At 58.8% G+C, this 26,048-nt stretch carries 20 protein-coding genes; 4 read left to right on the forward strand and 16 right to left on the reverse strand.

Translation table 11 applies throughout. The annotated features are described in order from the left end of the window. The first annotated feature begins 15 nt into the window (after window positions 1–15). The gene (locus AC0V6K_RS08495) at window positions 16–3,222 is read left to right on the forward strand and encodes an efflux RND transporter permease subunit (RefSeq protein ID WP_472626084.1); all 3,207 of its coding nucleotides are present in this window, start codon (window positions 16–18) and stop codon (window positions 3,220–3,222) included. Beyond that, complete coding sequence (locus tag AC0V6K_RS08500; protein WP_472621273.1) at window positions 3,219–3,836, forward strand: cation diffusion facilitator family transporter; 618 nt, start codon at window positions 3,219–3,221, stop codon at window positions 3,834–3,836. Before AC0V6K_RS08495 ends, AC0V6K_RS08500 begins: the two co-directional genes overlap by 4 nt. Before the next feature lie 50 nt (window positions 3,837–3,886). Here the strand turns inward: AC0V6K_RS08500 and AC0V6K_RS08505 are convergent, their stop codons facing one another. The 8 genes from AC0V6K_RS08505 to AC0V6K_RS08540 all read right to left on the reverse strand — a co-directional run bounded on the left by AC0V6K_RS08505 (window position 3,887) and on the right by AC0V6K_RS08540 (window position 12,873). Further along, complete coding sequence (locus AC0V6K_RS08505; protein WP_472621275.1) at window positions 3,887–4,633, reverse strand: MauE/DoxX family redox-associated membrane protein; 747 nt, start codon at window positions 4,631–4,633, stop codon at window positions 3,887–3,889. Between the two features lie 22 nt (window positions 4,634–4,655). After that, entirely contained in the window at window positions 4,656–5,279 is a 624-nt protein-coding gene (locus AC0V6K_RS08510) for a DUF2231 domain-containing protein (protein ID WP_486172607.1), read from the reverse strand. A 41-nt stretch (window positions 5,280–5,320) separates the two neighbouring features. Next, window positions 5,321–5,698 carry a copper-binding protein gene (locus AC0V6K_RS08515; protein ID WP_472621279.1) on the reverse strand — a complete coding sequence of 126 codons (378 nt, stop codon included), beginning with the start codon at window positions 5,696–5,698 and terminating at the stop codon, window positions 5,321–5,323. Then, complete coding sequence (locus AC0V6K_RS08520) at window positions 5,680–8,844, reverse strand: efflux RND transporter permease subunit (RefSeq protein ID WP_472621281.1); 3,165 nt, start codon at window positions 8,842–8,844, stop codon at window positions 5,680–5,682. Before AC0V6K_RS08520 ends, AC0V6K_RS08515 begins: the two co-directional genes overlap by 19 nt. Beyond that, window positions 8,841–10,334: an efflux RND transporter periplasmic adaptor subunit gene (locus tag AC0V6K_RS08525; RefSeq protein WP_472621283.1), complete on the reverse strand. Its 1,494-nt coding sequence runs from the start codon at window positions 10,332–10,334 to the stop codon at window positions 8,841–8,843. Before AC0V6K_RS08525 ends, AC0V6K_RS08520 begins: the two co-directional genes overlap by 4 nt. Beyond that, window positions 10,331–11,566, reverse strand: a complete 1,236-nt coding sequence (locus AC0V6K_RS08530) for a TolC family protein (protein WP_472621285.1) — start codon at window positions 11,564–11,566, stop codon at window positions 10,331–10,333. Before AC0V6K_RS08530 ends, AC0V6K_RS08525 begins: the two co-directional genes overlap by 4 nt. A gap of 124 nt (window positions 11,567–11,690) precedes the next feature. Beyond that, window positions 11,691–12,140: a hypothetical protein gene (locus AC0V6K_RS08535; protein WP_472621287.1), complete on the reverse strand. Its 450-nt coding sequence runs from the start codon at window positions 12,138–12,140 to the stop codon at window positions 11,691–11,693. 253 nt (window positions 12,141–12,393) lie between these two features. Next, window positions 12,394–12,873, reverse strand: a complete 480-nt coding sequence (locus AC0V6K_RS08540; protein WP_472621289.1) for an Lrp/AsnC family transcriptional regulator — start codon at window positions 12,871–12,873, stop codon at window positions 12,394–12,396. 117 nt (window positions 12,874–12,990) lie between these two features. Between AC0V6K_RS08540 and putA the strand changes: the two genes are divergently transcribed. Continuing rightward, on the forward strand, window positions 12,991–16,521 hold the full coding sequence (gene putA, locus AC0V6K_RS08545) for a bifunctional proline dehydrogenase/L-glutamate gamma-semialdehyde dehydrogenase PutA (protein WP_472621291.1): 3,531 nt from the start codon (window positions 12,991–12,993) through the stop codon (window positions 16,519–16,521). A gap of 1 nt (window position 16,522) precedes the next feature. Here the strand turns inward: putA and AC0V6K_RS08550 are convergent, their stop codons facing one another. The 3 genes from AC0V6K_RS08550 to AC0V6K_RS08560 form a co-directional block, all read right to left on the reverse strand. Then, window positions 16,523–17,251: a tetratricopeptide repeat protein gene (locus AC0V6K_RS08550; RefSeq protein ID WP_472621293.1), complete on the reverse strand. Its 729-nt coding sequence runs from the start codon at window positions 17,249–17,251 to the stop codon at window positions 16,523–16,525. Then, the gene (locus tag AC0V6K_RS08555; RefSeq protein ID WP_472621295.1) at window positions 17,248–18,642 is read right to left on the reverse strand and encodes an O-antigen ligase family protein; all 1,395 of its coding nucleotides are present in this window, start codon (window positions 18,640–18,642) and stop codon (window positions 17,248–17,250) included. The genes AC0V6K_RS08550 and AC0V6K_RS08555 overlap by 4 nt, the downstream gene beginning before the upstream one ends. A 71-nt stretch (window positions 18,643–18,713) precedes the next feature. Further along, on the reverse strand, window positions 18,714–19,022 hold the full coding sequence (locus AC0V6K_RS08560) for a hypothetical protein (protein WP_472621297.1): 309 nt from the start codon (window positions 19,020–19,022) through the stop codon (window positions 18,714–18,716). A 154-nt stretch (window positions 19,023–19,176) separates the two neighbouring features. Here AC0V6K_RS08560 and AC0V6K_RS08565 point away from each other — a divergent pair, with 154 nt between their 5' ends. After that, window positions 19,177–20,052 (forward strand): hypothetical protein, encoded by an 876-nt coding sequence (locus tag AC0V6K_RS08565; RefSeq protein ID WP_486172608.1) that lies wholly within the window; start codon window positions 19,177–19,179, stop codon window positions 20,050–20,052. 7 nt (window positions 20,053–20,059) lie between these two features. On the opposite strand, the gene AC0V6K_RS08570 is transcribed toward AC0V6K_RS08565, so the two are convergent. From AC0V6K_RS08570 to AC0V6K_RS08590, 5 genes are read right to left on the reverse strand one after another with little or no spacing between them, the layout of a single operon-like run. After that, window positions 20,060–20,338, reverse strand: coding sequence for a PqqD family protein (locus AC0V6K_RS08570; RefSeq protein WP_472621301.1), 279 nt, complete (start codon window positions 20,336–20,338; stop codon window positions 20,060–20,062). Between the two features lie 40 nt (window positions 20,339–20,378). Further along, window positions 20,379–21,548 carry a 50S ribosomal protein L11 methyltransferase gene (locus AC0V6K_RS08575; protein WP_472621303.1) on the reverse strand — a complete coding sequence of 390 codons (1,170 nt, stop codon included), beginning with the start codon at window positions 21,546–21,548 and terminating at the stop codon, window positions 20,379–20,381. After that, window positions 21,548–22,489, reverse strand: a complete 942-nt coding sequence (locus AC0V6K_RS08580; protein WP_472621305.1) for a hypothetical protein — start codon at window positions 22,487–22,489, stop codon at window positions 21,548–21,550. Before AC0V6K_RS08580 ends, AC0V6K_RS08575 begins: the two co-directional genes overlap by 1 nt. Window positions 22,490–22,498: 9 nt before the next feature. Next, window positions 22,499–24,370 carry an asparagine synthase-related protein gene (locus tag AC0V6K_RS08585; protein WP_472621307.1) on the reverse strand — a complete coding sequence of 624 codons (1,872 nt, stop codon included), beginning with the start codon at window positions 24,368–24,370 and terminating at the stop codon, window positions 22,499–22,501. Beyond that, window positions 24,367–26,022, reverse strand: a complete 1,656-nt coding sequence (locus AC0V6K_RS08590; protein WP_472621309.1) for an ABC transporter ATP-binding protein — start codon at window positions 26,020–26,022, stop codon at window positions 24,367–24,369. The genes AC0V6K_RS08585 and AC0V6K_RS08590 overlap by 4 nt, the downstream gene beginning before the upstream one ends. Window positions 26,023–26,048 lie beyond the last annotated feature (26 nt).

Genomic DNA, 26,048 nt, shown 5'->3' on the forward strand with positions numbered 1-26,048 from the left:
GGCAGCAATGGCGGCCTGATTGGCGGCGTCCTTGATTGGTCGGTGCGCAACCGCTGGGCGGTCGTGCTTCTGGCACTCGGCGTGGCGATCTGGGGTGCGTTCAATCTTGCGAAACTGCCGATTGATGCGGTGCCGGATATCACCAATGTTCAAGTACAGATCAACACCGAAGCACCGGCGCTCTCGCCCTCACAGATCGAAACGCAGGTAACCTTCCCTGTCGAGACGGGCCTCGCCGGGATCGAGGGACTGGAAATGACCCGCTCGATCTCGCGCAATGGCTTTAGCCAGGTCACCGCGATCTTCGAGGAAGGCACGGATATCTATTTTGCGCGCTCGCAGGTGGAGGAACGGCTTGCCACGCTCGCCTCTTCGCTTCCTGCAGGCGCGGAGCCGTCGATGGGTCCGATTGCGACCGGTCTCGGCGAGGTGTTGATGTATACCATCGAATTCGAGCATCCGGGTGGAACGGATGCTCCGAACGGCGGCGCCATTGGCTGGCAGAATGACGGCAGCTTTGTCACCGACCGGGGCGAGCGATTGGACACGGAGGTGGCGAGAGCCGCCTACCTGCGCACGGTGCAGGACTGGGTGGTCGCGCCGCTGATGCGCTCGGCCGACGGCGTCGCGGGCGTGGATTCGATCGGCGGCTTTGAAAAGCAATATCTGGTGCAGCCCGACCCGGATCGCCTGGGCGGCTACGGTGTTTCACTCGACCAGTTGATTACAGCGCTCGAAGCGGCGAACCAGGCGGAAGGCGCGAACTTCGTCGAACGTGCCGGCGAAGCGCTCCTGGCCCGTGTCGATTCCCGGCTGAATTCGGTAGAAGACATCGAGCAGGCGGTGGTGACGACCCGCGAAGGCGTGCCGATCCGCGTAGGCGATGTTGCCACAGTCGAGGTTGGCGGTGACCTTCGCACAGGGGCCGCCTCGCTCAACGGCGATGAAGCGGTCGTCGGAACTGTCCTGATGCGAGCGGGCGAGAACAGCCGAACCGTTGCCGCTGGCGCAGCTGACAGGCTTGAGGAAGTTCGTGCATCGCTGCCTGCCGGAGTGGTGGCTGAGATTGTCTACAATCGGTCCACTTTGGTCGATGCGACCATCGCTACGGTTCGCAACAATCTGGTCGAGGGCGCCTTGCTTGTCATCGTCGTCCTGTTCCTGCTGCTCGGAAACATCCGCGCTGCCATCATTGCCGCACTGGTCATTCCTCTTTCGATGCTGATGGCAGCCATCGGGATGAACCGGCTTGGCGTATCGGGCAACCTGATGAGCCTTGGCGCGCTCGATTTCGGCCTGATCGTCGATGGCGCCGTCATCATTGTCGAGAACAGTATCGCCCGCCTCGCCCATAGGCAGGAGCTTGAAGGACGCTTGCTGACGCTGCGTGAACGCCTCGCGGAGACCCGCGCAGCAGCGCATGAGATGATCAAGCCGACCGTTTACGGTCAGGCGATCATCTTTCTGGTCTTTGCGCCTCTTCTCACCTTCACCGGTGTGGAAGGCAAAACCTTCACGCCCATGGCCATCACCGTCATGCTTGCCCTGGCTTCGGCTTTCATCCTGTCACTGACATTTGTCCCGGCGATGATCGCTCTCTTGCTGAACAAGAAAATCAACGAGAAAGAAGTGAAGCCAATTCGCGTGGCAAAAGATCGCTATGATCCACTGCTGCGCAGGGCCCTCGCCCGTCCATGGCCGGTCATCGGCACCGGTGTCGGCGTATTTGCACTTGCAGCGCTGGTGTTCAGTTTCATCGGCAGCGAATTCACGCCGCAACTCGACGAGCGAGATCTGGCGGTGCAGTCGCTGCGCATCCCATCCACCCCATTGGAGCAGTCGCTCGCTATGCAGCGCCAGGTCGAGGCGCGCCTCACACAATTCCCACAGGTAGAGCTGGTGTTTTCTCGCACCGGCACGGCCGAGGTCGCAACCGATCCCATGCCGCCGAACATCTCGGATGCCTATGTGATCCTCAAGCCACGCGAGGAATGGCCCGATCCCTCGCTGTCCAAGGAAGAGCTGGTAAGCGAGATGGAAGAAGCGCTCGGCGGCCTCGTCGGCAATCTCTATGAGTTCAGCCAGCCCATCGAATTGCGCTTCAACGAGCTCATTGCAGGCGTTCGCGGCGATGTGGCGGTCAAGCTGTACGGAGATGATCTGACCGCCATGACTTCCGCTGCGAACGAAGTCGCCGCCGTGCTGCGCGGCGTCGAAGGGGCAGCCGACGTGAAGGTTCAGCAGGTCTCTGGTTTCCCAACACTCGATATCGCCTTCGATCGGCCAACGATCGCGCGCTACGGGCTAAGCGTCGAGGACGTGACCCAGTCCGTTGCCATCGCGCTTGGCGGTCGCAACGCCGGCCTGGTGTTCGAAGGCGACCGCCGGTTCGATGTCGTCGTCAGATTGTCAGATGCCAATCGCAATGATTTCGACCAGCTCGGCACTTTGCCGATTGTCCTCCCGAATGGCGGGAGTATTCCGCTGCGCGCGGTGGCCGAGTTTCAGGTCATCGATGGGCTGGCCGAGGTCCGCCGCGAACAGGGACGAAGACTGGTCATCGTATCCGCCAATGTGCGGGAGCGTGATCTTGGCTCATTTGTCGAGCAGGCCCAGTCCGAAGTGGCCACAAACGTCGAACTGCCATCCGCGTCGTTTATCGAATGGGGCGGGCAGTATCAGAACCTGCAGCAAGCGCAGCAACGTCTACTGATCGTGGTTCCGCTCGCCTTTGCGGTCATCCTGCTACTGCTCTACATGGCAGTCGGCGGATGGGTCTCGGCGCTAGCGGTGTTCAGCGCGATTCCGATGGCACTGGCTGGCGGAGTCTTCTTTCTGGCCCTCAGAGGCATGCCATTCTCGATCTCGGCAGCCGTGGGCTTCATTGCTCTATCTGGCGTGGCCACATTGAATGGTCTCGTCATGATAACCGCGATCAAGCAGCGGCTCGAAAAAGGTTTGGAGCTCGGTGAAGCGATAGTCGAAGGCGCCATTGCCCGCCTCCGCCCGGTTCTGATGACGGCGCTCGTCGCCTCGCTCGGCTTCGTTCCGATGGCGCTGGCGACAGGAACCGGGGCCGAGGTGCAGCGCCCGCTCGCCACGGTTGTGATCGGCGGACTGATAACGGCAACAGCGCTCACACTGTTCGTGCTGCCTGCCATTGTGAGCCTGATTTTCGCGGAGAAATCCGGGCAGGCCAAGGGTCACGGAGAAATGCCATGAGCGGCGATCATAAATTCGAGCTTGATAGTGCTGAAAAGCGGCGAACTCTGTGGATTGTCCTGTGGCTCAACGTCGCGTTGGCTGTCGGTTTCTTGTTCGTCGGATATTTTGCCGATTCTAACGCGCTTCTCGCCAATGGTCTCGACAATGCATCTGATGCTCTTGTCTATATCCTGAGCCTTTTCGCACTTAGCCGTTCTCGAGTGTGGAAGCGCAACGCGGCTCGCCTTTCAGGTGGCTTGCTCCTGTTGTTTGCCGCTGGCGTTATTGCCGATGCAATACGTCGTTTTCTGGAAGGCTCCGACCCTGGCGGCATCGAAATGATGGCCATGGCTGCGATCGCAGCCGTAGTGAACCTCATTTGCCTTCGCCTGCTGCAAAACCTCCAGCAGAAGGACGTCAATCTGCGAGCCGCAACGACTTTTAGCTTCAACGATTTTGTCGCTAATGGCGGGATTATTGTCGCAGGACTGGTCGTCATGCTTACTGGTGCGAATTGGCCAGATCTACTGGTCGGCGTCGCTGTTGCCGGGATCGCGATCTATGGCGGGATCGATATCCTGCGCGATGCGCACAAGGACCAGCACGATGAAGAAGGCACGACCCACAGTTAGAACTAGAGCTAATTACCCGTGGGCTTTATGCTGGCTCTCACCTCAAACTCTTATGCAAACTGCAGCTTTGCCAGCATCCAAATCGCCATACCGATCATGAACAGGTTTTCGGTCAGCGAAACAAAGCCTAGCGGCACGTTGCTGTCCCCACCGACGCACGCGCATTTAAGTTCACGCTTGTCGATGTAGACCGCCTTGAACACGCTCGCCGCTCCGATTGTGCCGATGAAAAGCGCTACCGGAATCGAAATGATGTTTAGCACGTGCGCAGTCATCAGCACCCCGGCAAGCCCCTCGGCGAAGGGGTAGATGTACCCGTAGGGCACCCACCGTCTTGCGAGCAGGTCATAATTCAGGAACATGGTCGAGAAGCTCTCTACGTCGCGCAGTTTGAGATAAGCGAGGCCGCACATCGAGAAGCTTACGAACCACTCGGCAGAAAGGATTGAGATAGGCTGCCCATTGGCAACCCAGGCCGCTGCAAAGGCCATAAGAGCCATCATACCAAACAGCACAACGACAGGTCGATAGGTAACCCCGTCCTTCTCGACCGCATTCCCGAAATGGGCCGCGAGATCAGTGTATCCGCCTATGCGCTTGTCGCCGATCCAGGCTTGCGGTGTAGTTTTGACACTGTGCTCGTCCTTGAAAGCATCGGTTTCTTCACGCGTCGTAAGATGATGATCTTCGACCCTGTAGCCTTTGCGCTCAAGCAACCACTTGGCCTTCAGTCCTGACGGACAAAGATGATCGGGCATCACCATGCGATAGAGTTTTGCTGTTTTCATTTGAGTCATCTCTGATTGCCTCGACAAAGTATTAGTGTTGCTGGGATAGATGCCCTGGCCCGTGGGACAGTTCCGCTCCCCAATACCCTTGCAGGACCACGGCGATGGCAGCGATTGACAGACCTGTACGTAGGGTTCTTCGCGCATGGTCAGGCGGTCTCGCTGCGAGTAGCGCAAGACCAATAGACAATACGGCCAGTCCCGTTCCGACCCACCTGTGCTGTTGCATCAGGGCTTCTCCTCCCATCCACATGCCAGTGTGTATCCAGCCAAAGAGAGCTGCAGTGACTGTTCCAGCGGCAGCGAAATAGAGGATGATGCGGACGGTCTGTTCCAAACCGGAGTTGGGGCGAAGGATCAGCAAGGCCTCAACCGCAGCAGCCAACAAAAGCAGCGCAATCGGGAAGTGAACTGTGGCCGGGTGCAGCATACGCAGCGTTTCGAGAGACGAACCGACCTCATCAGCAAGTTCGATCTCGCCCCCTGCTGCGTCCGCTTTCTTGGCAGCTGGCTCATCTCCTACCGCTTGCGCAACAGGCTTTTGCGCCGCCGCAGCGGTGCCATGTTGCTCATCGCCATGCGCCCAAACAGGCACACTTGTGAAAGCCGAAAACATCGCAATGCACAAAATCATCATTCTGGCGATAATTGTCATAAGTGCCTTCACCTCGTCTGTTTTCCGCCTTGGAATACGACCTACTGCTTGGTCAGCGCGGTAATCGTGTTGCCGTCTTCGGTTGCCTCGACTGTAAACTCGATTGCATCACCCACAGCCACATCGCCGCGCACGTCTTCGCTGGCATCGAAAGCCATCACCATCTGAGGCCTGCCAAGCTCTGCAACGGGTTCGTGATCGACAGTGAGAGTGCCTGCCTCGGCATCAATGGCGGTTACGGTACCGATGGCACTGGCGGTTTTTGTTCCCTCGCTCTCATCCATCGCTGACATGTCGTGTCCTTCCATCGACATCTCGTTCCCGCCCATTTCGTCCATGGTCTCCATCTCCTGCCCGCTGTCGCAAGCAGCGAGGGCCAAGGGCGCGGCCAGCAACATAACTAGGTTTGAGGTACGCATTCTTCTTCTCCTTCGGATTGTGTTGGCCGCTCGGGCCTGGGGCGCCGCATCAAGAGATATGCGGCGGGGATAACGAACATGGAAAGCAGCGGCGCGGTGATCATGCCGCCCACCATCGGTGCGGCGATGCGGCTCATGACCTCTGATCCTGCGCCGGTTCCAATGAGGATCGGGAAGAGACCGGCAAGAATGACGGCCACGGTCATTGCCTTGGGACGCACGCGCAAAAGAGCGCCCTCCCTGATGGCTTCGCCCACGCCGTCCGCATCGAGGGCACCGCTGCGCCGGGCTAGTGCAGACTTGAGATAGATCAGCATGATGACGCCGAACTCCGCCGATACCCCGGCAAGGGCAATGAAACCCACCGATGTCGCAACAGACTGGTTGTAGCCCATCAGATAGAGCAGCCAGAAGCCGCCGGTCAGGGCAAAGGGCAGCGTGCCCATAACCAGAAGCGCTTCGTCGAACCGGCGGAAGATCAGATAGAGCAGGATGAAGATGATGCCGAGCGTTGCGGGAATGACGACCCGCAACCGCTCGTTGGCGCGGGTAAGATATTCAAATTGGCCCGCGTAGGAAATGCTTACACCGGCAGGCAGATCGATGCCCTCTGAAACTGCCGCCTGAAGATCGCTTACGACCGAAGTCAAATCGCGTCCACGCGTGTCGACATAGACCACGCTGATGAGACGGCCTTGTTCATTCTTGAGCATCGGGGGGCCATCGCTGACGCTCACCTGCGCTACGGTGCCGAGCGTAATTTGCTGGCCAGAGGGAGTTAGCAAAGGCAGGGCGCGCAGTTCTCCGAGACTGTCGCGGATCTCGCGCGGATAGCGGACGTTGATAGGATATCGCGCCAACCCTTCGACCGTTCTGCCGATATTCGCGCCGCCGATCGCGCCGGACACGATCTGCTGAACATCCGCGATGTTCAGCCCGAAACGCGCCGCAGCGACCCGGTCGATGTCCACGTCGACATAGCGGCCTCCCGAAAGACGCTCTGCCAAGGCGGAACTTACTCCGGGAACCTGCTTGGCAACGTTCTCGACCTGCAAAGCTACGCGCTCTATCTCGGCAAGGTCTTCGCCGGACACTTTCACACCGATTGGGCTCTTGATACCGGTCGCGAGCATGTCGATGCGGTTGCGGATCGGTGGCACCCAGACATTGGCGAGTCCCGGCACCTGCACAGCACGATCAAGCTCCTCGACTAGCTTCTCTGGGGTCATTCCCGGCCGCCACTCTTCGCGCGGTTTGAAGCGGATCGTTGTCTCAAACATCGTGAGCGGCGCAGGGTCGGTCGCTGTATCGGCCCGCCCCGCTTTCCCGAACACGGTATCGACTTCGGGGACAGATTTGATCAGTCGGTCCGTCCGCTGAAGCAATGCGGATGCTTCACCAGGAGACAGGCCAGGCAGAGCGCTCGGCATGTAGAGGAGATCGCCTTCGTCGAGCGGGGGAAGAAATTCTCCTCCAAGGCGGGTGAATGGGACCAGCGCTGTAAGGAATACCAGTCCGGCCACAACCAAAGTGGTTTTCGGTCGGCGCATTACCCAATCAAGGCCCGGCCGGTAGGCGTTGGTCAGCAACCGATTGAGGACGTTGGTGTCCTCCTTGGGTATCTTCCCGCGGATCAGCCACCCCATCAGAACGGGAACCAGCGTCACCGACAGAATGGCGGCCGCCGCCATGGCATAGGTCTTTGTGAAGGCCAGCGGCGAAAACAGGCGGCCTTCCTGCGCCTGCAAAGTAAACACCGGCAGGAACGATAGGGTTATGATCAGGAGGCTGAAAAACAGCGCTGGCCCCACCTCTTTCGAGGCTTCCGCAACCAGCTTCCAACGCTCATCGTTGGACATCTGCTTGCCCGGATGGTCCTCCTCCCAATGCTCGATATGCTTGTGCGCGTTCTCGATCATGACGATGGCAGCGTCGACCATCGCGCCGATTGCGATGGCGATGCCGCCCAAGGACATGATGTTCGCCTCGACCCCCTGGAACCGCATCACGATAAAGGCCGCCAGCACCCCCAATGGCAGCGTGACGATCGCCACCAATGCTGATCGCACATGCCATAAGAATAGCGCGCAAACGATCGCGACAATGATAAACTCGGCGATGAGTTTTCCGGTCAGGTTTTCGATCGAGGCATCGATCAGCTTCGAGCGATCATAGGTCGTGACAATCTCGACCCCTTCGGGAAGACTGGCTTGGAGTATTTCGAGCTTCTCTTCGACAGCCGCGATGGTCGCCCGCGCATCCTCACCCTGTCTGAGCACAACAATACCGCCTGCGACCTCGCCTTCGCCATTGAGTTCGGCGATCCCTCGCCGCATTTCGGGGCCAAGCTGAATCGTGGCGACATCGGACAAGGTGACGGGGATGCCGTTACCGACCGATTTCAGCGGAATCTCTCTGAAGTCTTCGAGAGACGTGAGATAGCCTGATGCGCGGACCATAAACTCCGCCTCGCCCATTTCGACCACCGATCCGCCGGCCTCCTGATTGGAAGCTTGTATAGCGCGCACGACATCGCTGTAAGTGACGCCAAGCGAAGCCATCCGGTAGGGTTCCAGCACGATCTGGTACTGCTTGACCATGCCGCCGACGCTGGCGACCTCTGCAATGCCCGGAATAGTCTGGAGCTCATAACGCAGGAACCAGTCCTGAAGACTTCTGAGGCCAGCAAGATCGCTGTTCCCCGTTCGGTCAATCAGCGCATATTCGTAAATCCAGCCCACCCCCGTCGCGTCCGGCCCGAGCGAACTGGTCACTCCTTCGGGCAATTCGTTTTGCACTTGGTTGAGATATTCCAGCACGCGCGAGCGCGCCCAATAGAGGTCGGTCCCGTCCTCGAAGATCACATAAACGAAGCTGTCGCCGAACATCGAATAGCCGCGCACAGTTTCCGCTCCCGGCACCGAGAGCATCGTCGTCGCAAGCGGATAGGTGACCTGATCTTCGACGATGCGTGGAGCTTGCCCAGGATAATTCGAGCGAACCACAACTTGTACATCAGACAGATCGGGGATCGCATCGACCGGCGTTGCGCGTACCGCCCAGAAGCCGGCGAGGGTGACCGCGATGGCCGCCAGAACGATGAAAAACCGATTGGCGATCGAGGCATCGATTATGCGCGCGATCATCGCTCGGTCTTCCTGATAGACTCGATGCGCGGACCGGTGTCTTGCTGCGAGAAGGTAAACTCGACAGTATCGCCCGGTTCCAGACCCTCAACTAGGGCGGCGTTGGCGAGAGCGAAGGGCATGACCATGCTTGGCCATTCGAGAGCGGCAACCGGCGCGTGATTGAGAGTGATCGAAGCACCGGCGATTTTCGTCACTCTTCCCGTGGCAGTGTAGGTTTTCATCTTTGCGGGGCCGTCGGATGCCATATTCATGCTTCCGTCGATCGACCTGACATCGATCCCGGCCAAACTCGCTTCGGAGTCGATCAGGAACTGCCCGGAAGTGACGACCTCTTCGCCTTCGGCAAGGCCTGCCAGGATCTCGGTCCTGCCATTCGCCTCGCGTCCGATTTCGACCTCGGCTGGAAGAAAGGCGCCTTCATCCTGCTTGAGCATCACAAGATTGCGGCGGCCGGTTCGAATGACCGCCTCCGACGGTACCAGCAAGGCTCGCCGTGTGTCGGGTGAGAGTGACACCTGCGCGAACATCCCTGGCTTCAACCTGCCGCGTGGGTTCGGCAGCTCAGCCCGGACGGTGATCGTCCGGCTTGCTGTATCGGCGTTGGGCAAAATGGCCGTGATACGTCCTACAAATCGTTCATCGGGAAACGCTGCCAGAGCGGCGCTGACAGTCTGACCCTGCCGTACGTTTGCGGCCTGTGCCTCGGGAACTGAGGCTTCCAGCCATATCGGCGAGAAGCCTGTAATCTCGGCCAGTGTCTGACCTTCCATCACCGTCATGCCTGGCCGCACACCGAGCATGGTGACAGCGCCGCCTACCGGAGCAGTGACAGTGATCGTGTTTTGCGCTCTGCGTGTGCGTTCAACCGACGCGATCATTGCGTCGGTCATGCCGAGCAAGCGCATGCGCTGCCGCATCGCGTCTGCAAGTGCCTGATCGCCGGTATCGAGCACGGCAATGTACTCACGCTGCGCACCGCCCCAGTCAGGAACGAGAATATCGACTATCGGAGTGCTGCGACCCACGACATCGTCCTGCGCAAGGCCATAGGTGCGTTGGACATATCCGCCCGCTCTTGGCTGGACGATAGCAACATCTCGGCTATTGTAGGCTAGGATGCCCGTCACGGTGATTTCCGGCTCGAGAACTCCGAACTCCGCCGCTGCCGTGCGAATGCCGAAATTCTGGACCAGGCCTGGATCAATCCGGACGCCCGCTTTCGCAGCTTCTCCCGCGCACTTGGGAACCAGCATCATGTCCATGAAGGGCGACTTGCCAGGCTCGTCAAAGCGCTGTCCGGGAACCATCGGATCGTACCAGTAAAGGACCTCTTCGCACTCCGCCTCAGCGGAGCCCGACATCCCACCCTCGCTCTCATCGCCTATAAGCGAGAGCGCATATCCCGCGCCGAGGCTGACAAGCGCGACGGCTGCCATGAATGCATAGGTTCGCTTTGAAGGGCCGGAGCTGTCGACTGTATTGCTCATGGCTGCTGCTCCCCGTAGGTCAAGCGAAGCATCTCGGCCCATTCCACGGTCGCAGCTTCGCGTTCAAAGATTTCAAGATCGAGCAAGGCCAAATCTGCCTTTGCTGCAATCACATCGATCAGGTCTGCGTTTCCGGCAGCAAAGCTCGCCGTCTCCAGTTCAACCCGTTGCCGGGCCAGCGGCAGTAATTCATCGCGCGCGCGTTCCCATTGACGCTTCGCGCTGCGCCATGAGGCGAGATCAGATTCGAATTGCACACGCAATGCCCGCAAACGATCGTCGCGCTCTGCCTGCGTAGCGGCGGCTTCTGCCTCGGCGGCACGAATGCGCGGCTTTTGACGTCGATCGGTGAAAATGGGCAGGGTAACCGATCCCATGACAGAGAATGCGTCTCCGAAGGCAGGGTCGCGTCGGCCATAGTTCACGCTCACGCCGAAGTCGGGGCGCAAGTCGGCGCGCGCGAGGTCGGCGTTCGCTTCTGCGCGTCCGGTGGCAGCATCGGCAAGACGGATGACGGGGTTAAGGTCCAAAGCTTGTTCGAGGCTGCCGCTGTCGACATCGGCCGCTGGCGCATCACCCGCGACAGTAGGGTCGTCTGTCTGAATGTAGCTCGAGAGCATGGCGCGCGCGGCATCTCTTTCGGCTTCAATTCTTGTGATTGCATCTTCAATCACAAGGAGCTCGCGGCGAATGGCAAGGCTTTCAGCTGGACGCGCTGACCCCGACGCGACAGCGCTGTTTGCCACTGGCTGAAGCCTGCGCAGATCGCTCAGCGCCGTATGGGCGAAGGCGAGCTTCTCCTCGGCATAGTACAAGTCGATCCAGGCGGTTGATGTGGCGATGTCGATCCGCTGCTGCGCAACTCCAAGCCGCATTTCTGCGACCGCGACGTCTGAGTCCGCGACGCCTCGACGGGCTCTTCGCCGTGCAAGGTTTGGGATTGGTTGCTCAACACCAATAGCTATCTGCGTTGGAAGCTGGCGATCAAACTCGAACGCCACAGGCCCGGTGATTGGCAGGTTTGCAATCCCGCCACGCAAAACAGGATCGGGCAACTCATCTGCGGCATCCGAGGCATCTCGTGTGCCGTCGATACGCAATTGCGCGGCCTGGAGCAGCGGCTGATCTTCGCGAGCTGCCCGCAAAGCTTCTTCATAGCCAACCGGCTGCGCGAGCACGACCTGCGCCGGCATTAGGGCGGCGGCAAGGATACCGCCTATGGACCGTTTCATGGAAAAATCTCACTCGATGTAAGCGATGCGCACGCCCGGCAGTCCATCACTGCTCGTTGATGAGCAGTGACGCGCACAGACAGCATCTCAACAAGGGGCTGACAGCCCCGCTGTTACATTGGAGTTAGAAGCGCGGAGGCGGGTAGTCAGGCGGAAGCGCGCGACCAGCCAATTGATCAGTCACCGCCGCAAAAAACTGTATGGAACTAGAAGGAAAGTTGTTGGAAAGGTTGGGAAGGGTGTTCCCCATCAGAACCGGAGCAACGGCGTTCATGGAAAGCATGCACTTCAACGACATGTCATCACAAGGGTCATCTTGATCGTGACCTGCGCGGCCGGAATGATCCGATGCGTGTGAAGCGTGATGCTTCATCTTGGCGCAGTCCGCCAAGGTCATAGTCTCAGCTTGGGGCAGCGATGCAGCCTCAGCCGAAACCTGAAAAATCAGGCCAAGGCACATTAGAACTGCAATGATGTTCCCGAAAACACGCATCGCCGAGGCATAGGTGACAAGCGCTTTCCCGACAAGGCGCAAAGTCTGAATAGGCAAGTTGTTCTGGGTATTGGATCTCATGTTTATGTCGGTTGCGGCATTCTCGAACTCGACCCGACACTGTAGTCACCAACCCGCGATATCAATACGTTCCGTCCACCAAAATCAAAAATGCAGAGGTACCAGTTAGCAAGTGAGCGGGCCGTTTTGTGGTCCTTTTGATATCTACGCATAGGAAAACACATATTTTTCAGAAGATTAGATTTTTAATTCGAGTCCTCTTCTGGCACCATTCTCAGACAGCTCACATACAAATCGCAACTGCGTTGAGCGGCTAGTACGATGCTGCGCTGTCTACGATTGTTTCCATGGCCACATAGGTTGAGGTGCTGGCCACATGCGGGAGGCTGGAGATCTTCTCGCCTAGAACTTCGCGGTAGGCGACGATGTCTGATGTTCTGACTTTGAGTAGGTAGTCGAATTGCCCGGCTATCATGTGGCACTCTTCGACTTCGCGGATACGGCTCACGCCTTTGCGAAATTGGTCGAGAGCGGCTTCGCGTGTGTCGCTCAGTTTAACCTCGGCGAATGCAACGTGACCTTCCCCCAGCAGTTTGTCGTCTACCACGGCGCGAAAGCCTCTGATGACTCCCTTATCAATCAGCTTCTTGAGACGCAGCTGACACGGCGTCTTGGAAAGTCCGACGCGACTGGCCAGCTCTGTGATGGTCATGCGGCCATCGACACGAAGTTCTTCGATAACTCGCCGGTCGAAGCGGTCGAATTCCCTGATTTGCTCGTCTCTGAAGGTCATAGTTTGAGGAATATAGATCAAGAATAGCCGAAAAGCTACAATTGGTCAGCGAACTTGGTCGGATTGTCTTCAAAATCGAAGGTAATGAGCGATTGTTGTCCTTGGGGAGGCACGCTTATGACCGATCGTAACGCCTTTGCTAAATTTGCCCCGCCGGTGCGCGCGCCGACGGCTCTAAGGCGCAAAATTACGGCCGCTTATCGCCTGCCAGAACCCGATGCTGTGAAGCCGCTGCTCGACGCGGCGACCTTGCCTGATGCTGACCGTGCTCAGATTGCTCAGATTGCGCGGATGCTGGTCAAATGCGTGCGTGACGCGGGGCAGAGCGGCGGTGTCGAAGGGCTGGTCAAAGAGTATTCCCTCTCTACACAAGAAGGCGTCGCGCTTATGTGCTTGGCCGAGGCGTTGTTGAGAGTGCCTGACAATGCCACGCGCGATGCTTTGATCCGAGACAAGATCGGAAGCGGAGACTGGCGTTCGCATCTGGGTGATGGCCGCTCGATCTTCGTCAACGCGGCAACGTGGGGACTGGTGGTCTCCGGTAAGCTTGTTTCACCGGTTCAGGAGGATGGCCTTGCCTCCTCGCTCACCGGCCTGATCAAACGTGCTGGCGAGCCGGTCATCCGCAGCGGCGTGAACATGGCGATGGAGATGATGGGTGAGCAATTCGTCACTGGCGAAACCATCAAAGAGGCTCTGACGCGCGCGCACAAGCGCGAGGAGAAGGGCTTCACTTACAGCTATGACATGCTGGGTGAAGCCGCGATGACGATGCGTGATGCGGACCGGTATTACGATGACTACGAGCGGGCCATTCACGCAATTGGCAAGGCGGCTTCGGGCCGCGGTGTCTATGCCGGGCCAGGTATCTCCATAAAACTCTCGGCGCTGCACCCGCGCTATGAACGTGCGCAGGTCGAGCGGATTATGGGTGAGCTGCTCCCCCGCGTTCGCGAACTGGCGCTGATGGCAAAAGGCTATGATATTGGCTTCAACATCGACGCCGAAGAAGCCGACCGGTTGGAGCTGTCGCTCGATATTCTCGAAGCGCTGGCCCTCGACCCGAAGCTTTCAGGTTGGGACGGGCTTGGGTTCGTTGTGCAGGCATACGGCAAACGTTGCCCGATGGTGATCGATTGGATCATTGATCTGGCCAAGCGGTCCGGACACCGGATCATGGTGCGGCTGGTCAAGGGTGCGTATTGGGACAGCGAGATCAAGCGCGCACAGGTTGATGGACTTGCCGATTTTCCGGTCTTCACGCGCAAGGTCCACACGGACGTGAGCTACATCGCATGCGCCCGGAAGTTGCTTGCAGCACGGGAGAATGTCTTCCCGCAATTCGCCACGCACAATGCGCAAACGCTGGCGACAATTTATCACTGCGCAGGTCCCGAATTCGAAGTTGGTGATTACGAGTTCCAGTGTCTGCATGGTATGGGAGAGGCGCTATACGAGCAGGTTGTTGGCGCGGAAAAGCTTGACCGTCCCTGCCGGATCTATGCGCCCGTGGGCACGCATGAGACCTTGCTAGCCTATCTGGTGCGACGCCTGCTGGAGAATGGCGCGAACTCTTCATTCGTGAACCAGATCTGGGACGAGAATGTCTCGATTACTGATCTTGCGCGTGATCCCGTTGAAGATGCGCGGCAGATCGAGCTTACGGGGTCTACACATGAGTTGATCCATCTCCCGCGCAACTTGTATCCTGACCGGGTCAATTCGCGTGGTGTTGACCTGAGCGACGAAACGGCACTGGCCACCCTTTCGATGAAGTTGGAGGCAAGCACGCAAGTTGATTGGCGCTCGGGGCCGACATTCCCCGACGAAGGAGACGGTGACGGCCAGCTAATTCTGAATCCGGCTGAGCATCGGGACGCAGTCGGGGCTGCCACTTGGGCATCGACGGATGGAGCTAAGAAAGCCGCCGCGCGTGCGGCTGTTGCCTATGTGGGTTGGGCCGCGACCTCGGTCGAGCGGCGCGCCGAGTGTCTGGATCGCGCGGCTGACGCTCTTGAAGCTCGGACCGAGGAACTGCTCGGCCTGATTATGCGCGAGGCTGGCAAATCGGGGGCCAATGCTATCGCTGAAGTGCGAGAGGCGGTCGATTTCTTGCGGTACTATGCGCAGCAGGCGCGCGATGGCCTGCAGGAAACAAAACCAATCGGGCCGATGATCTGCATCAGCCCTTGGAATTTCCCGCTGGCAATTTTCACTGGACAGGTCGCGGCGGCGTTGGTCGCGGGCAACACCGTTTTGGCCAAGCCCGCCGAAGAAACCCCGCTTATCGCCGCGCAAGCGGTTGCGATTTTGCACGAGGCGGGCGTTCCGAAAGAGGTTCTGCAATTGGTGCCAGGCGCTGGCGTTATCGGGGCTGCGCTGGTCGCGGCGCCCGAGACCTGCGGGGTCTTGTTCACCGGATCGACCGAGGTTGCGAAACTGATCCAGCTGCAATTGGCCAAGCGGACATTGCCCGATGGTTCTCCCATCCCGTTGATCGCAGAGACAGGTGGTCAGAACGCGATGATCGTCGATTCTTCTGCGCTACCTGAACAGGTGGTGCGTGATGTGATTGCCAGCGCATTCGACAGCGCAGGTCAGCGTTGTTCGGCGTTGCGCATCCTATGTGTGCAAGAGGATATCGCCGACGACTTGCTTGGAATGCTGCGCGGGGCCTTGGCGGAATTGCGCGTGGGTTCGACCGATCAGCTTCGCGTTGACGTCGGTCCCGTGATCTCGGCCGCGGCGCAATCGACCATCGATGCGCATATCGAGACGATGCGTGAGGCAGGCCATCGCATCGAGCAGCTCGCGCTTGGTGATGAAGTGGAGCATGGCACCTTCGTAGCGCCAACCATGATCGAGATCTCGGACATCGGTGATCTGGGCCGTGAAGTGTTCGGGCCGGTGCTGCATGTGCTGCGTTACAAGAGGCGCGATCTATTCAGGGTGATCGAGCAGATTAACGCCACCGGATACGGGCTGACCTTCGGGGTGCACAGCCGGATCGACGAGACAATTGCCGAGGTCACCGAGGCCGCGAAGGTCGGCAATGTTTACGTGAACCGCAATGTTATCGGCGCGATTGTCGGTGTGCAGCCGTTCGGCGGGCGTGGACTGTCAGGCACTGGGCCAAAGGCGGGCGGTCCACGCTATCTTGGACGGCTGGTGAAGCAGTATCATGCGAACACATCTGTTGGCATTGACGACACTGCACCGCTGCCCGGCCCGGTGGGAGAGCGCAATCTCTACAGCGTAGAGCCACGCGGGCGTATCCTCTTGCTGGCGAGTACGTCCGAAGGTTTGCATGCGCAGCTTGAGGCGGTGGCGGCGACGGGCAATCAGGCGGTGATCCCCGAAGATGCGCGTGGTCTAATGGAAGGCGTGGTCTGTGACCCGATGCCACCAGTCGAGTGGGTCGCCGATTGGAAGGCACAACCAGATTTCGCGCATGTTCTGACCGAGCGTGGTGGCCATTCGGTGACATCGATTCTGCAAACCATCGCTGCAGTGGATGGACCGATTCCGATCGTGCAGTTGGGGAGCTCTGAAGAGCCCTACCGGACAGACTGGATGCTCGAAGAAGTGTCGGTTTCTATCGACACGACGGCGGCGGGCGGCAATGCGAGCCTAATGGCGGTCGCGTGAGCTAGCAGCTTTCGGTTGCAAGCTTGCGCAGTGCTGCGGAAGCTTCATCGTCGCGTTTCTCTATGGCATCGGCAGCGATGCCAATGCGGGCACAGTCCATCGACGCGCCCCGCTTCGTCGCCTCGCCGACGATCTCGACAAAGGCATCGCTTGGAATGGTTTGGGCTCCGCGATCAATAAAGCGGCTTTGCCAGCGCGCGCCGCTGGCAACGAGCGTTGCCATAGTGAGGCGCGCCGCCTCTGCGCTCTCTTCCTCACCCGAAAAGATCTGCGTACCCAGATCGATAAGACCTTCGTTCGAGCTAGCTGCGTTCTGGAGAATCGCAGCGTAGCGCCTTGCCGCCTCGGCACCATCGCCGGCCTCCAATGCGAGCCGCAGCATCGCTTCCTGCGCGTGCAAGTCACGCCATCCGCGTTTTGCTGCAAGCTGGATCGCGACCGCGGCCTGATTGGGCGTGCCCGCTTCGTAGTGAGCCAAGGCCAAGAGTCGCAAATGCTCGGCCGGCACGGGCCTTCGCTCCACCAGCCGCTTGGCTTCGATCAGCGCAGATTTGTGACTTTCGCCTTTCAGAGCAGACACGGTCATATGGGTTTGCGCAAAAGCGCGAAACGCATCGGGCACATTCGCAGCAAGTGCGGGCGAATAGCGCGCCTGCCGGTCCAGCTGCGCGTAGCTGGTCACCGCCGCCGCGCCCAGAATGAGGGCGATCCAGATAACCCGGCCGATCATGCTTTGCGCTCCGCTTGATCCGAATGTGCGATCTTGGTCAGCAACAGGACAGCAAAGGCGCCGACAGCGAGCATCGTCTGATTCCGCAACGGATAGTCCGTGACGGATTGCAGCGCGATGGCGATGAGGATCGCGCTCGATGCCCAAGCTGCCCAGCGGAACTGTGATGCGCGCGCTCTCCAGCTGAGCCAACCCATCAGAATGAGCCACATCGCGGCCAAGCCAAGACCTGTAAAACCGGACTCTATGGCCAGCTCTATATAGTCATTATGCGCACGGCCCGCGCGCCGCTCGGTCAGGTTCTCGAGCGACTCATCGGCTTGGAACACCTCGTCAAACGTGCCCATGCCGGAGCCGACTGGCCAGTAACGCTCGGCCGAATAGGTTGCATCATCCCAGATGTAGCTGCGGGCCTCTCCGATACTATCGAAGCGTTCCAGCGTATCGCCCAGCCTGCCGGGAGAAGCGCTCAGGAACCCGCCCAAGCCAATCACACCAAGCGCCAGAATGCCGATGACAGTCAGCGCGAACCTATCGGGTTTGGTGTGAGAATTCCTCGCGCTTGTGTGGCGCCAGAAGCTGAGCGCTCGCAATACGCCTAGCGAAACAGGGATTGCGCAAAGGACTAGCGCGGTGCGCGACTGTGTTAGCACAACCCCAATCACCAGCAGAACGCATATGCCCAGCCTTACCGGCAGAGCAGCAGGATGGGGGCGAGCCAAGGGCAGGGGCAACAGTGCTGCCATCGCCAGTGCGCTGACGAGGAACAGCCCGGTCGAGTTGCGGTTGGCAAATAGGCCGGTCAGCAGCGACGCAGGCGATCGTTCTTCGTAGAAACGCAGCGCCTCTCCGCCGCTCAGGACTTGGGGAATGCCGATTACAAATGTGACCAGCCCCAGCAGCACCAGCAACCATCCGATGCTGAGCAGGTGCCGCTTTGGCGCGGACCAGCCAAGCGAGATGATGGTCAGAGGCACGATCAATCCGCCGAGGGCCACCAATGTGCGAGCAGGATCGACGCTGAGCGGTGCCCAGCCCGTCGCACCAATCAATTCGCGCGACTGTGAGACCATCTCGCGGCCCGGCAAGGCGGACCAGATCGATGAGGGGGTGGGTATGAGTTGAAGGATCGGGAGAAGAATGGACGCTCCCACCAAGAACTTAAGCGCGAACGGGGCAGACCGCCAATACTCCAGAAATGCACTTCGATGGAACCCGAGGATCGCAAGCGCGACGAGTTGCACCGCAAGGTTTGAGAGTCCGTATCGAACGCCGCCGCCGCCCATTACGAATGCGACAACGATCAAGAGCGCAAGCAATCCGACCAGTCGCAGCCCAGTCCGGTCCTGCGGTTTCGCAGTGTAATCAGCAGAATGTGCCTGAGGCTTCATGACCTACCCAAACGAAAAAGCGCACGGCCTTGTCAACCGCGCGCTCTTGTTTTGAGCTGAGTAATGATGGTCTAGTTGGCGCCAGGCGACTGATTGCCTGGTGGTCGACCGCCAGGCCCTTGGTCATCATTGTCGCCGGTGACGGCAACAAGGCCCCCCAGCGCAAGCACACCCAACACAATGCCGAAAATGCGGCCATCCAGCCACGCGCCGCCAGGCTCATCGTCAAGGATGATCCACGGATCGGAGGTGTTGCTGGTCGGCGCGGTGTAGATCACCGGGCTGTCGCCTGCGCGAGTGTTCGCCTGAGCGGCAATTGGGCTGATCGCCAGACCCATTGCGCCAGCCATAATGGCAAGATGCGATATGGTTTTTCTCATCTTTACAGTCCTCAAGCGAACGTTTGAGTGCGCAACATAACCGATCGTGGCCAAATCTACAATCTGGGGCATATCCGAGTTTGCATAACGAAACCTTCATGCGCCGTGAACTGTGAGGTGGAGCAAGGTGACGTGCTGTGGCAGAGTGACGAGCATGCTGGATGAGGCGACAAAGACCAAGATGCGCGATCCGGCCTATTTCGCGCTGCACACGCAGGCCGTCATTGCAATCCGCAAAGCTGGCCAATTCAAGTGGTATGATTCCAATTTCCTGCGCCGCTTTGAGGCCGCCAAGCTTTATCTCGCTGAAGTCCGACCGCATGCATTGCAGAGCTTTGTTGAGGGGTTCGAACCCGTCCGCCCGCCATTAGATTTTCAAGTGCAAGAGGTGGCGAATCTCTTCGATGTAGAGACAAGAGAGCGCATCCTTGCGATTGCCCGTGCAGCCAAGCCCGGAGAATCCGCAGAAGACAAGTTTGAAGCGAAGTCTTTCGGGAGGGTGGTTATCTGGGACGAATCCTATCTGCTCGAGCTTCAGGCCGATTTGCTTGATCGCATGTCGCAAATCGCTGGTCGCACACTGACTACAGGATACAACTTCCTGAGCCTTTATGGCGGATCTGGTCGATGTGAGCCGCATATGGATGAGCCATATTCGATGTATACGCTCGATTATTGCATCGAACAGAGTGACGACTGGCCAATCCATTTCAGCAAGCCGGTTGATTGGCCGGGAATTGAGGATGCAAGAGGATGGGATGCAGAGGCGCTGAAGGCTGACAGCGCCATGGCTTTCGAACCCAAGATTCTAAAGCCCAATCAAGCCGTATTCTTTAGCGGGAGCTCACAGTGGCATTACCGCGATCCGATCACGCCGGGCGGGTTCAGCAGTCTGTTGTTCTTTCACTACTATCCAGCCGGGTGTGAGGGGCTGGTGAGTCCGCACAAATGGGCAGATCATTTCGCCTGGCCCGAGTTGGCGCCACTATGCGATCTGTTTGGTGACGAAGACACGCTTGGAGTGGGTTAGAACCGTTCTACGCAGCTTCAACGAGATCGTTCGCTTCCAAGTCTTTCAAGAACGACGCAATATCACGCTCCACCACCTCACGCTCAACGTCATATTCCTCGACGATTTGATCGCAAACTTGCGCAGGCAGTTTCCCGGCCTTCAACCCTTCCCAAAGCAGCGTGCCGATCGTGTCGAGACCGAAATAGTCTCCATTGCCGAGGTGAAGGATAACGGTTTCGCCGCCAACGGCATTGGCGACCGCATCCTCTGAAATGCGCCAGGAAGAAGAGAGCGTATCGGTCATGGACTAAGTGTGTTGGAGCCGGGCGCGAATTGCAAGTCGGCTACCCGCTCTCATTCCTATAGCGCCGCAGCAATCGTGTTACGCGGTCGAGCGCTTCGCGTTCATTGGTGAACTGAGCCGAGTGAGCGTTCATAAGAGCATCAACAATCTGGGCCACGCTTTGCCCTTCACCGGCAAGATTCAGACAATCGCGATCGACCGCAATCATCGGGTCGGCGAAAGGCACATGATCTCGCGAGAATGGCTCCAAGTCCTTTGAAGCGTAGACATGGCCTTTGAATGTCGACTGGCTGAAGGAGTGACGCGTTTCGCCACTGGCGCCATCGATCACTTCAGTTTTCCATGACCAGATGTAGTCGCCGTCCTTGTGAAGGCCTCTGATCCGAGCGCGGATAACATCGCCCTCCTTTACGCGCACCGGAATGGGAAATGGCAGGAAATTCTGGCCATAGACCAGCTCGTGATTGCCCGGACCGTTCGAATACCCCAGCCCGTCTGCAATCTCAGCATCGAACCATTTCAGCATTCCATGCGCGATGCCTGTTCTGGTTGCGATCAATTCGACTTTGCTGTCGAGGTGCGGGCTGGTGATGGTGCGATAGTCAAGCACCGCCAAATCCGTCGCTTCGGACATCATTGCACGCTCGGTCAAATGGGTGCGCTTTAGTGAATTGACCGCGTATTCGCGCCCCATGGACAGGTCGAGACCATAGTTGTTCTTTCCCCATGGACGCATGCAAAGGCGGTAGTCTTTGGGCGAGCGCACCAGTGTCAGCCGGATCGTATCGCGCAGCGGCAGTTGCGCGCCGTTCGGTTTAAGCAGGCGTGTTCGAGCATCGACAATCGTCTCGATATGGTTTTCGAACAGCGGCATGGTGCCGCGAATGTCCGAAATGATCACATCTGCTTTGGTGTCGGGCGTGAAAACGGTCGATAGGTCGCGGATCACAGTGATCTTGTCGCTGAAGCCATTGGCCTGCGCGATCGGCATAATCAGCTCAACACTGGGATCGGGTTCAATCGCTACCACCCGGCCTGCACCGTATTTGCAGGCTAGAAACGCGAACACCCCGAACCCGGCGCCAATGTCAAAAACGGTGCAACCGGGCGTGACCGCGCGGCGCAGCGCCTCGGCATAGACTGACATGCGCGGCTCGCACTCGATCATGTCGCCATAGCTGGCAATGTCATATCCGGAGATTCTGGCCATCAGCCCGCTGCCTCTTCGTTTTCAGGGGCGCCTGCCATGCATCGGGCAATCAACCTATGCACGTCAGCTAGACGATCATATTCATGGGGGTAGTCGAGAAGGAATGTGTCCACCCCCTCAATCAATGCCGATACTTGTGACATGCGGCGCGCAGCGCGGGCCGCGTCATTTGGATCGAGTGAAAAACTCTGTTCAAGCGCCCAAATACAGGCCTGAGCCGGACCGGGGCGATGGAGTTGAGGAATGGTCACATCCGTCTCATCGGACAGTATGAATACTCCGCCCACTGGCGGAGGATTGGTGTGATCAGGAGCCTGCAAGGTCACTCGCTGCTTGTTCGAATAGCCCGCCATTGGGTGGACATCAGCGCTTTCCCCAAAAAGCGCGTGAACCGTGTCGGGGAACAGCCGCAGGCTTGGATAAACAGCCTGCGCGAAAAAGCCCTGCTCACCGCTTGAAACAACCACGGCATCATCGCCCAGCAGTTGATGCCCGGCTGCGTGCAGACTTGCGGCCAGAGTTGACTTGCCCGCGCCTGTGTCACCCAAGAAAATGGCCACGCGACCGTCCATCGCAACCGCGCTGCCATGGAGGACAAGGTTCCCCTGATGAGCCAGAATTCGCGGGGCAATGTGGTCGAACAGAAAGTGCGTTAGCGTCGCTTGATCTGTGTCGGGTGCGACATTCAGAGCAGCGATGCTTTCAGTCTCAAAGCATATCTCAAACTGAGCCTGCTGCTCAAACGACACATAGTATTTGCCATGGTGCAAGACGGCTGCCGTCGGAGTATCCTTGTCGGCCTCACCATCAGGTAAGAATGCCAGCTCTGACGGATCGCTACGACGGCGCGACAGGCGCCAAGTCTTGAGGCTGTCTGGCGCGAAAGGGTGGGAACCAATCACACCGTCCCGAAAGGCGTTGGAAGGAAAGTCTTTCGACATTCGTTGCTCTTAACCCTCGGACGCTTGTGAGAGCCAGTGCGAAAAATACGCCGCCTCGACGCGTTGTTCCCAATCTTCACCCGACAGGCGTTTCGCATCGAGCTCGAGGAGCCGCTTTTCATTTAGCACTCGGGCAAGATGATCATCCCCTTTAATCTCGAATCCCGTTGTAGCTTGTCCGAGTGCCGCTTTGGTGAACCGGGAACCGAGGTGTGGCTTGCCAGCCCGCCATCGGACCTCTGCTGGCAAGACACTGTGCGTTGCTCGTCTAAGTATAACTTTGGGCCAGCCGTTTTTCTGCAATTGCTCTTCCGGAAGCGATAGGCAGAACTTGATCACCCTCTGATCCAGAAACGGATCGCGTGGCTCGATCGCAAGAGCGGCCGCGGTCCGGTCATAGCGTTCTCGGGCGACGGTGACATATGGATGGAACACCCGTTGTAGCCGCCTCAATTGGTAGTCCTTGGGAATTGCGAGATGCGATGCGTTGTCGCGCCGCCTCTGTGCCATGTCGATGCGCGCAGCAAATGCGGCATTGAGCGGCGAGTCCTTCTCGGCTTGTTCCATTTTTTGCTTGGCATACCGTGCTTGTCTTCTCGCGAGCCATGGCTTGGGAACGATGGCACGCGCTACTTCGCGCGCCTGCTCTGACCAAGGGTCGGAATCATCTCCCCAGAAGCGCTTCTCTCCCTTTGCTTCTCTCCAAGCGGACAAGAGCTGGCCCTTCCTGAGATACCATGCGACCATCGGTTCGGAGCCGAGCGTCGTGTCGCCGCCCACACCATCCAGCATGACCTTAACCCCGGCCCGGCGTCCCGCGAAATACACCGAACGCGGCAAAGTCATATGGATGTCAAAGGGTTCACCGGCATGGCGGGTGAGCCTGTCGATATCGGCCCGGAATTCATCCATGTCTTCTAGCTTGGCGAAGTTGGGATCAATGTGAGTGATCTGTAGCGCTGCCCGGATTGCATTGGACTCCGCGCAGTCCGGGTCATTGCTGATTGCCGAGAAGGTCTTCAGCGGCGGCTCGCCCGCTTTGGATAGCAGCGTCGCAGCAACTGCGGTGACCGAGCCAGAATCCATCCCGCCCGACAACATAGATCCAACGGGCCCGGCGGATCGCAGCCGTTCGGCGACCGCTCCCGAAAACACTTCGAGAAATGCCCAGGCATATTCGCTGTCATTGGCCAGCCGCAGCGGTTCTTGCGGCTCGGCCTGCCAATACTGCCATTGCGCTATGCCGTTCGCGCTCACCATCATCGCATAAGCGGGCGGAAGCTTCTGAACGTCGGCAATGAAAGTAGATGTGAGGTCGCGCGCCTCCAGATCTTCAAAAAAATCGCCAACCCGGCCTTCGTCTATTTTGACAGACACATGGGGATGCCGGGTCAAAGCTTGCGCCTCGGTCGCAAAGGCGAAAAGCCTGCCTGGCTTATGGTGCCAAACTAGGGACCGCATCCCGACGCGATCACGGGCACAGAGCACCGTCTTCTCCCGAGGGTCCCAGATCGCGAAGGCAAAGTCGCCTTGGATGTGATCAAGACAGATCCGCCCCCATTGCAAATATGAGCGCAGGATCAATTCGCCATCGCCGATTGCCCGCTGATCAATACCCAGCCGCTCAATCAACTCGTCACGATAATCGAGCCGGGCATCGGCGGTGATGATGCAGCCCGTTTCTGAGTGGCGCAGCGGGAGCGTCTCGGCGGCAGCCTCTGGTGTTGTGACCAATGCGGTGTGACCGAGGCCTACGCTGCCATCCACCTCGACAGCGGATCCATTGGGGCCGCGCTGCTGCAAGGGTTTGACAAGCGCAGCGATTTCGCGGGTTTCAACTGCCCTTCCATCAAGGGCAAGCACGCCGCAAATGCCGCTCATGGCGCAGCGTTGGCCTCGCGATATCCGTCAGGCCCCATTTCCAACACACGATCTGCCAGAGCAAGGCTCGCCGGGCGGTGGGTTATGATGATCACCGTGCGACCCTTGAGCGAGTCGATGCAGGTTTCGACAAATGCAGCCTCGCTCTCGAGGTCGTACATGCTGGTGGCCTCATCGAAAATGAAGATTGGCGGATCGTGATAAAGCGCGCGGGCTAGAGCGATGCGCTGCTGTTGCCCACCCGACAGGCGGATGCCGTCTTCACCGATCTCGGTGTCCAGCCCTTGTGGCAATGCAGAGACGAATTCCCATGCCTCACTCATCCGCGCGGCGCGCTCGATCTTCTCCGGGTCTGCATCCGGATTCCCGAAACAGATATTCTCGCGGACGGTCCCGTTGAACAACAAGGGCCGCTGCGGAACATAGCCGAACTGGCTGCGCAGCTGCTGGATTTGTAGCCCGCCGATGTCCTGGCCGTCGAGCGCAATGCGCCCTGCATCGGGCTCGTAGTAGCGAAGCAAAAGGCGGATGATCGTGGACTTGCCAATCCCGTTCTCGCCGGTGAGCGCGACGATCTCACCCTTGGCAATTTCGAGGTTGAGCCCGTCCAAGACGATGTCGCGCCCCGGATAGGCGAAGCTGACCTTGTCGAACCGTATTGCGCCCTTGGCCCGTTCAATTGTGCCCGTCGCGCTGTATCCGGCTTCAACGGGTTGAGAGAAAACGTCCACCAGCCGCGTCAGTGCACCGCGTGCGACCTGAAACGCGCCGTACATATTGGCGAGCGACCCGACAGGGCGGGTGAGAAGGGCGGCATAGAGCAAGAAGGCAAACAACTCGCCCGGACTGCGGTCTCCGTTTTCGATCTGCGTGCCGCCGATCACCAGAATGGCAATCGCGGCGAGCGCGGCAATGAGAGCGATAGTGGGACCGATAAAAGCCGTGATCCGCGTTTGGGCCAGATGCAGTATCCGCGCGTTCTCGATCGCCTCGCCATACTCCGCGCGGTGGTGATCTTCGACGGCAAATGCCTTGATTGCGGGCAGCATGTAGAGATCGCTGCTGCCCATCGAAATCAGCTTCACATCGGCCTTCCGCACCCGTGTCGCCAATCCGCGCAGCCGGCGCGTCAGAAGCTTCATCATGATGAAGAACACTGGCACGAGGATCGGGACGACAAGTGCCATTGTGGGGTCAAGGATAAACAGCAGCACCACCGCGCCAGCAGCGGTGATCAGCATCGAAGGCAGCATCGCGATTGAGCTGGTTAGGAAGCTGGTTAGCCGGTCGACCTCAAAAGTCATCAGCGCCAGAGAGTCGCCCTCATTGTTCTGATCATGGAACGACACCGGCAGCGCTTGCATATGCGCATAGGCCTCGCGGCGAAGGCCAGCGAGAATTCGGCCTGAAGCGATCTCTGACAGGATCGAAACCGCGATGTTAAGCGCCGTCATCGTAACCAAAGCGACCACAAGCAGCATCAGCGTTTGCGTAAGGTTGACGCTCGTGTCTCCGGCGAGACCACCAAGCAGTTTTCCGGCAAGCCACGGCACTGCGAGCAAGGCAGCCGAGCTGAACAACGTCACCACGCTGATCACGATCAGTTCGGGCACAAACGGCTTTGCGCGCTGCCAGAGGAAGTCGAAGTTCATGGGTGCACGACCTTGCCCACTATGGC

The organism is Erythrobacter sp. S43, from assembly GCF_057364955.1.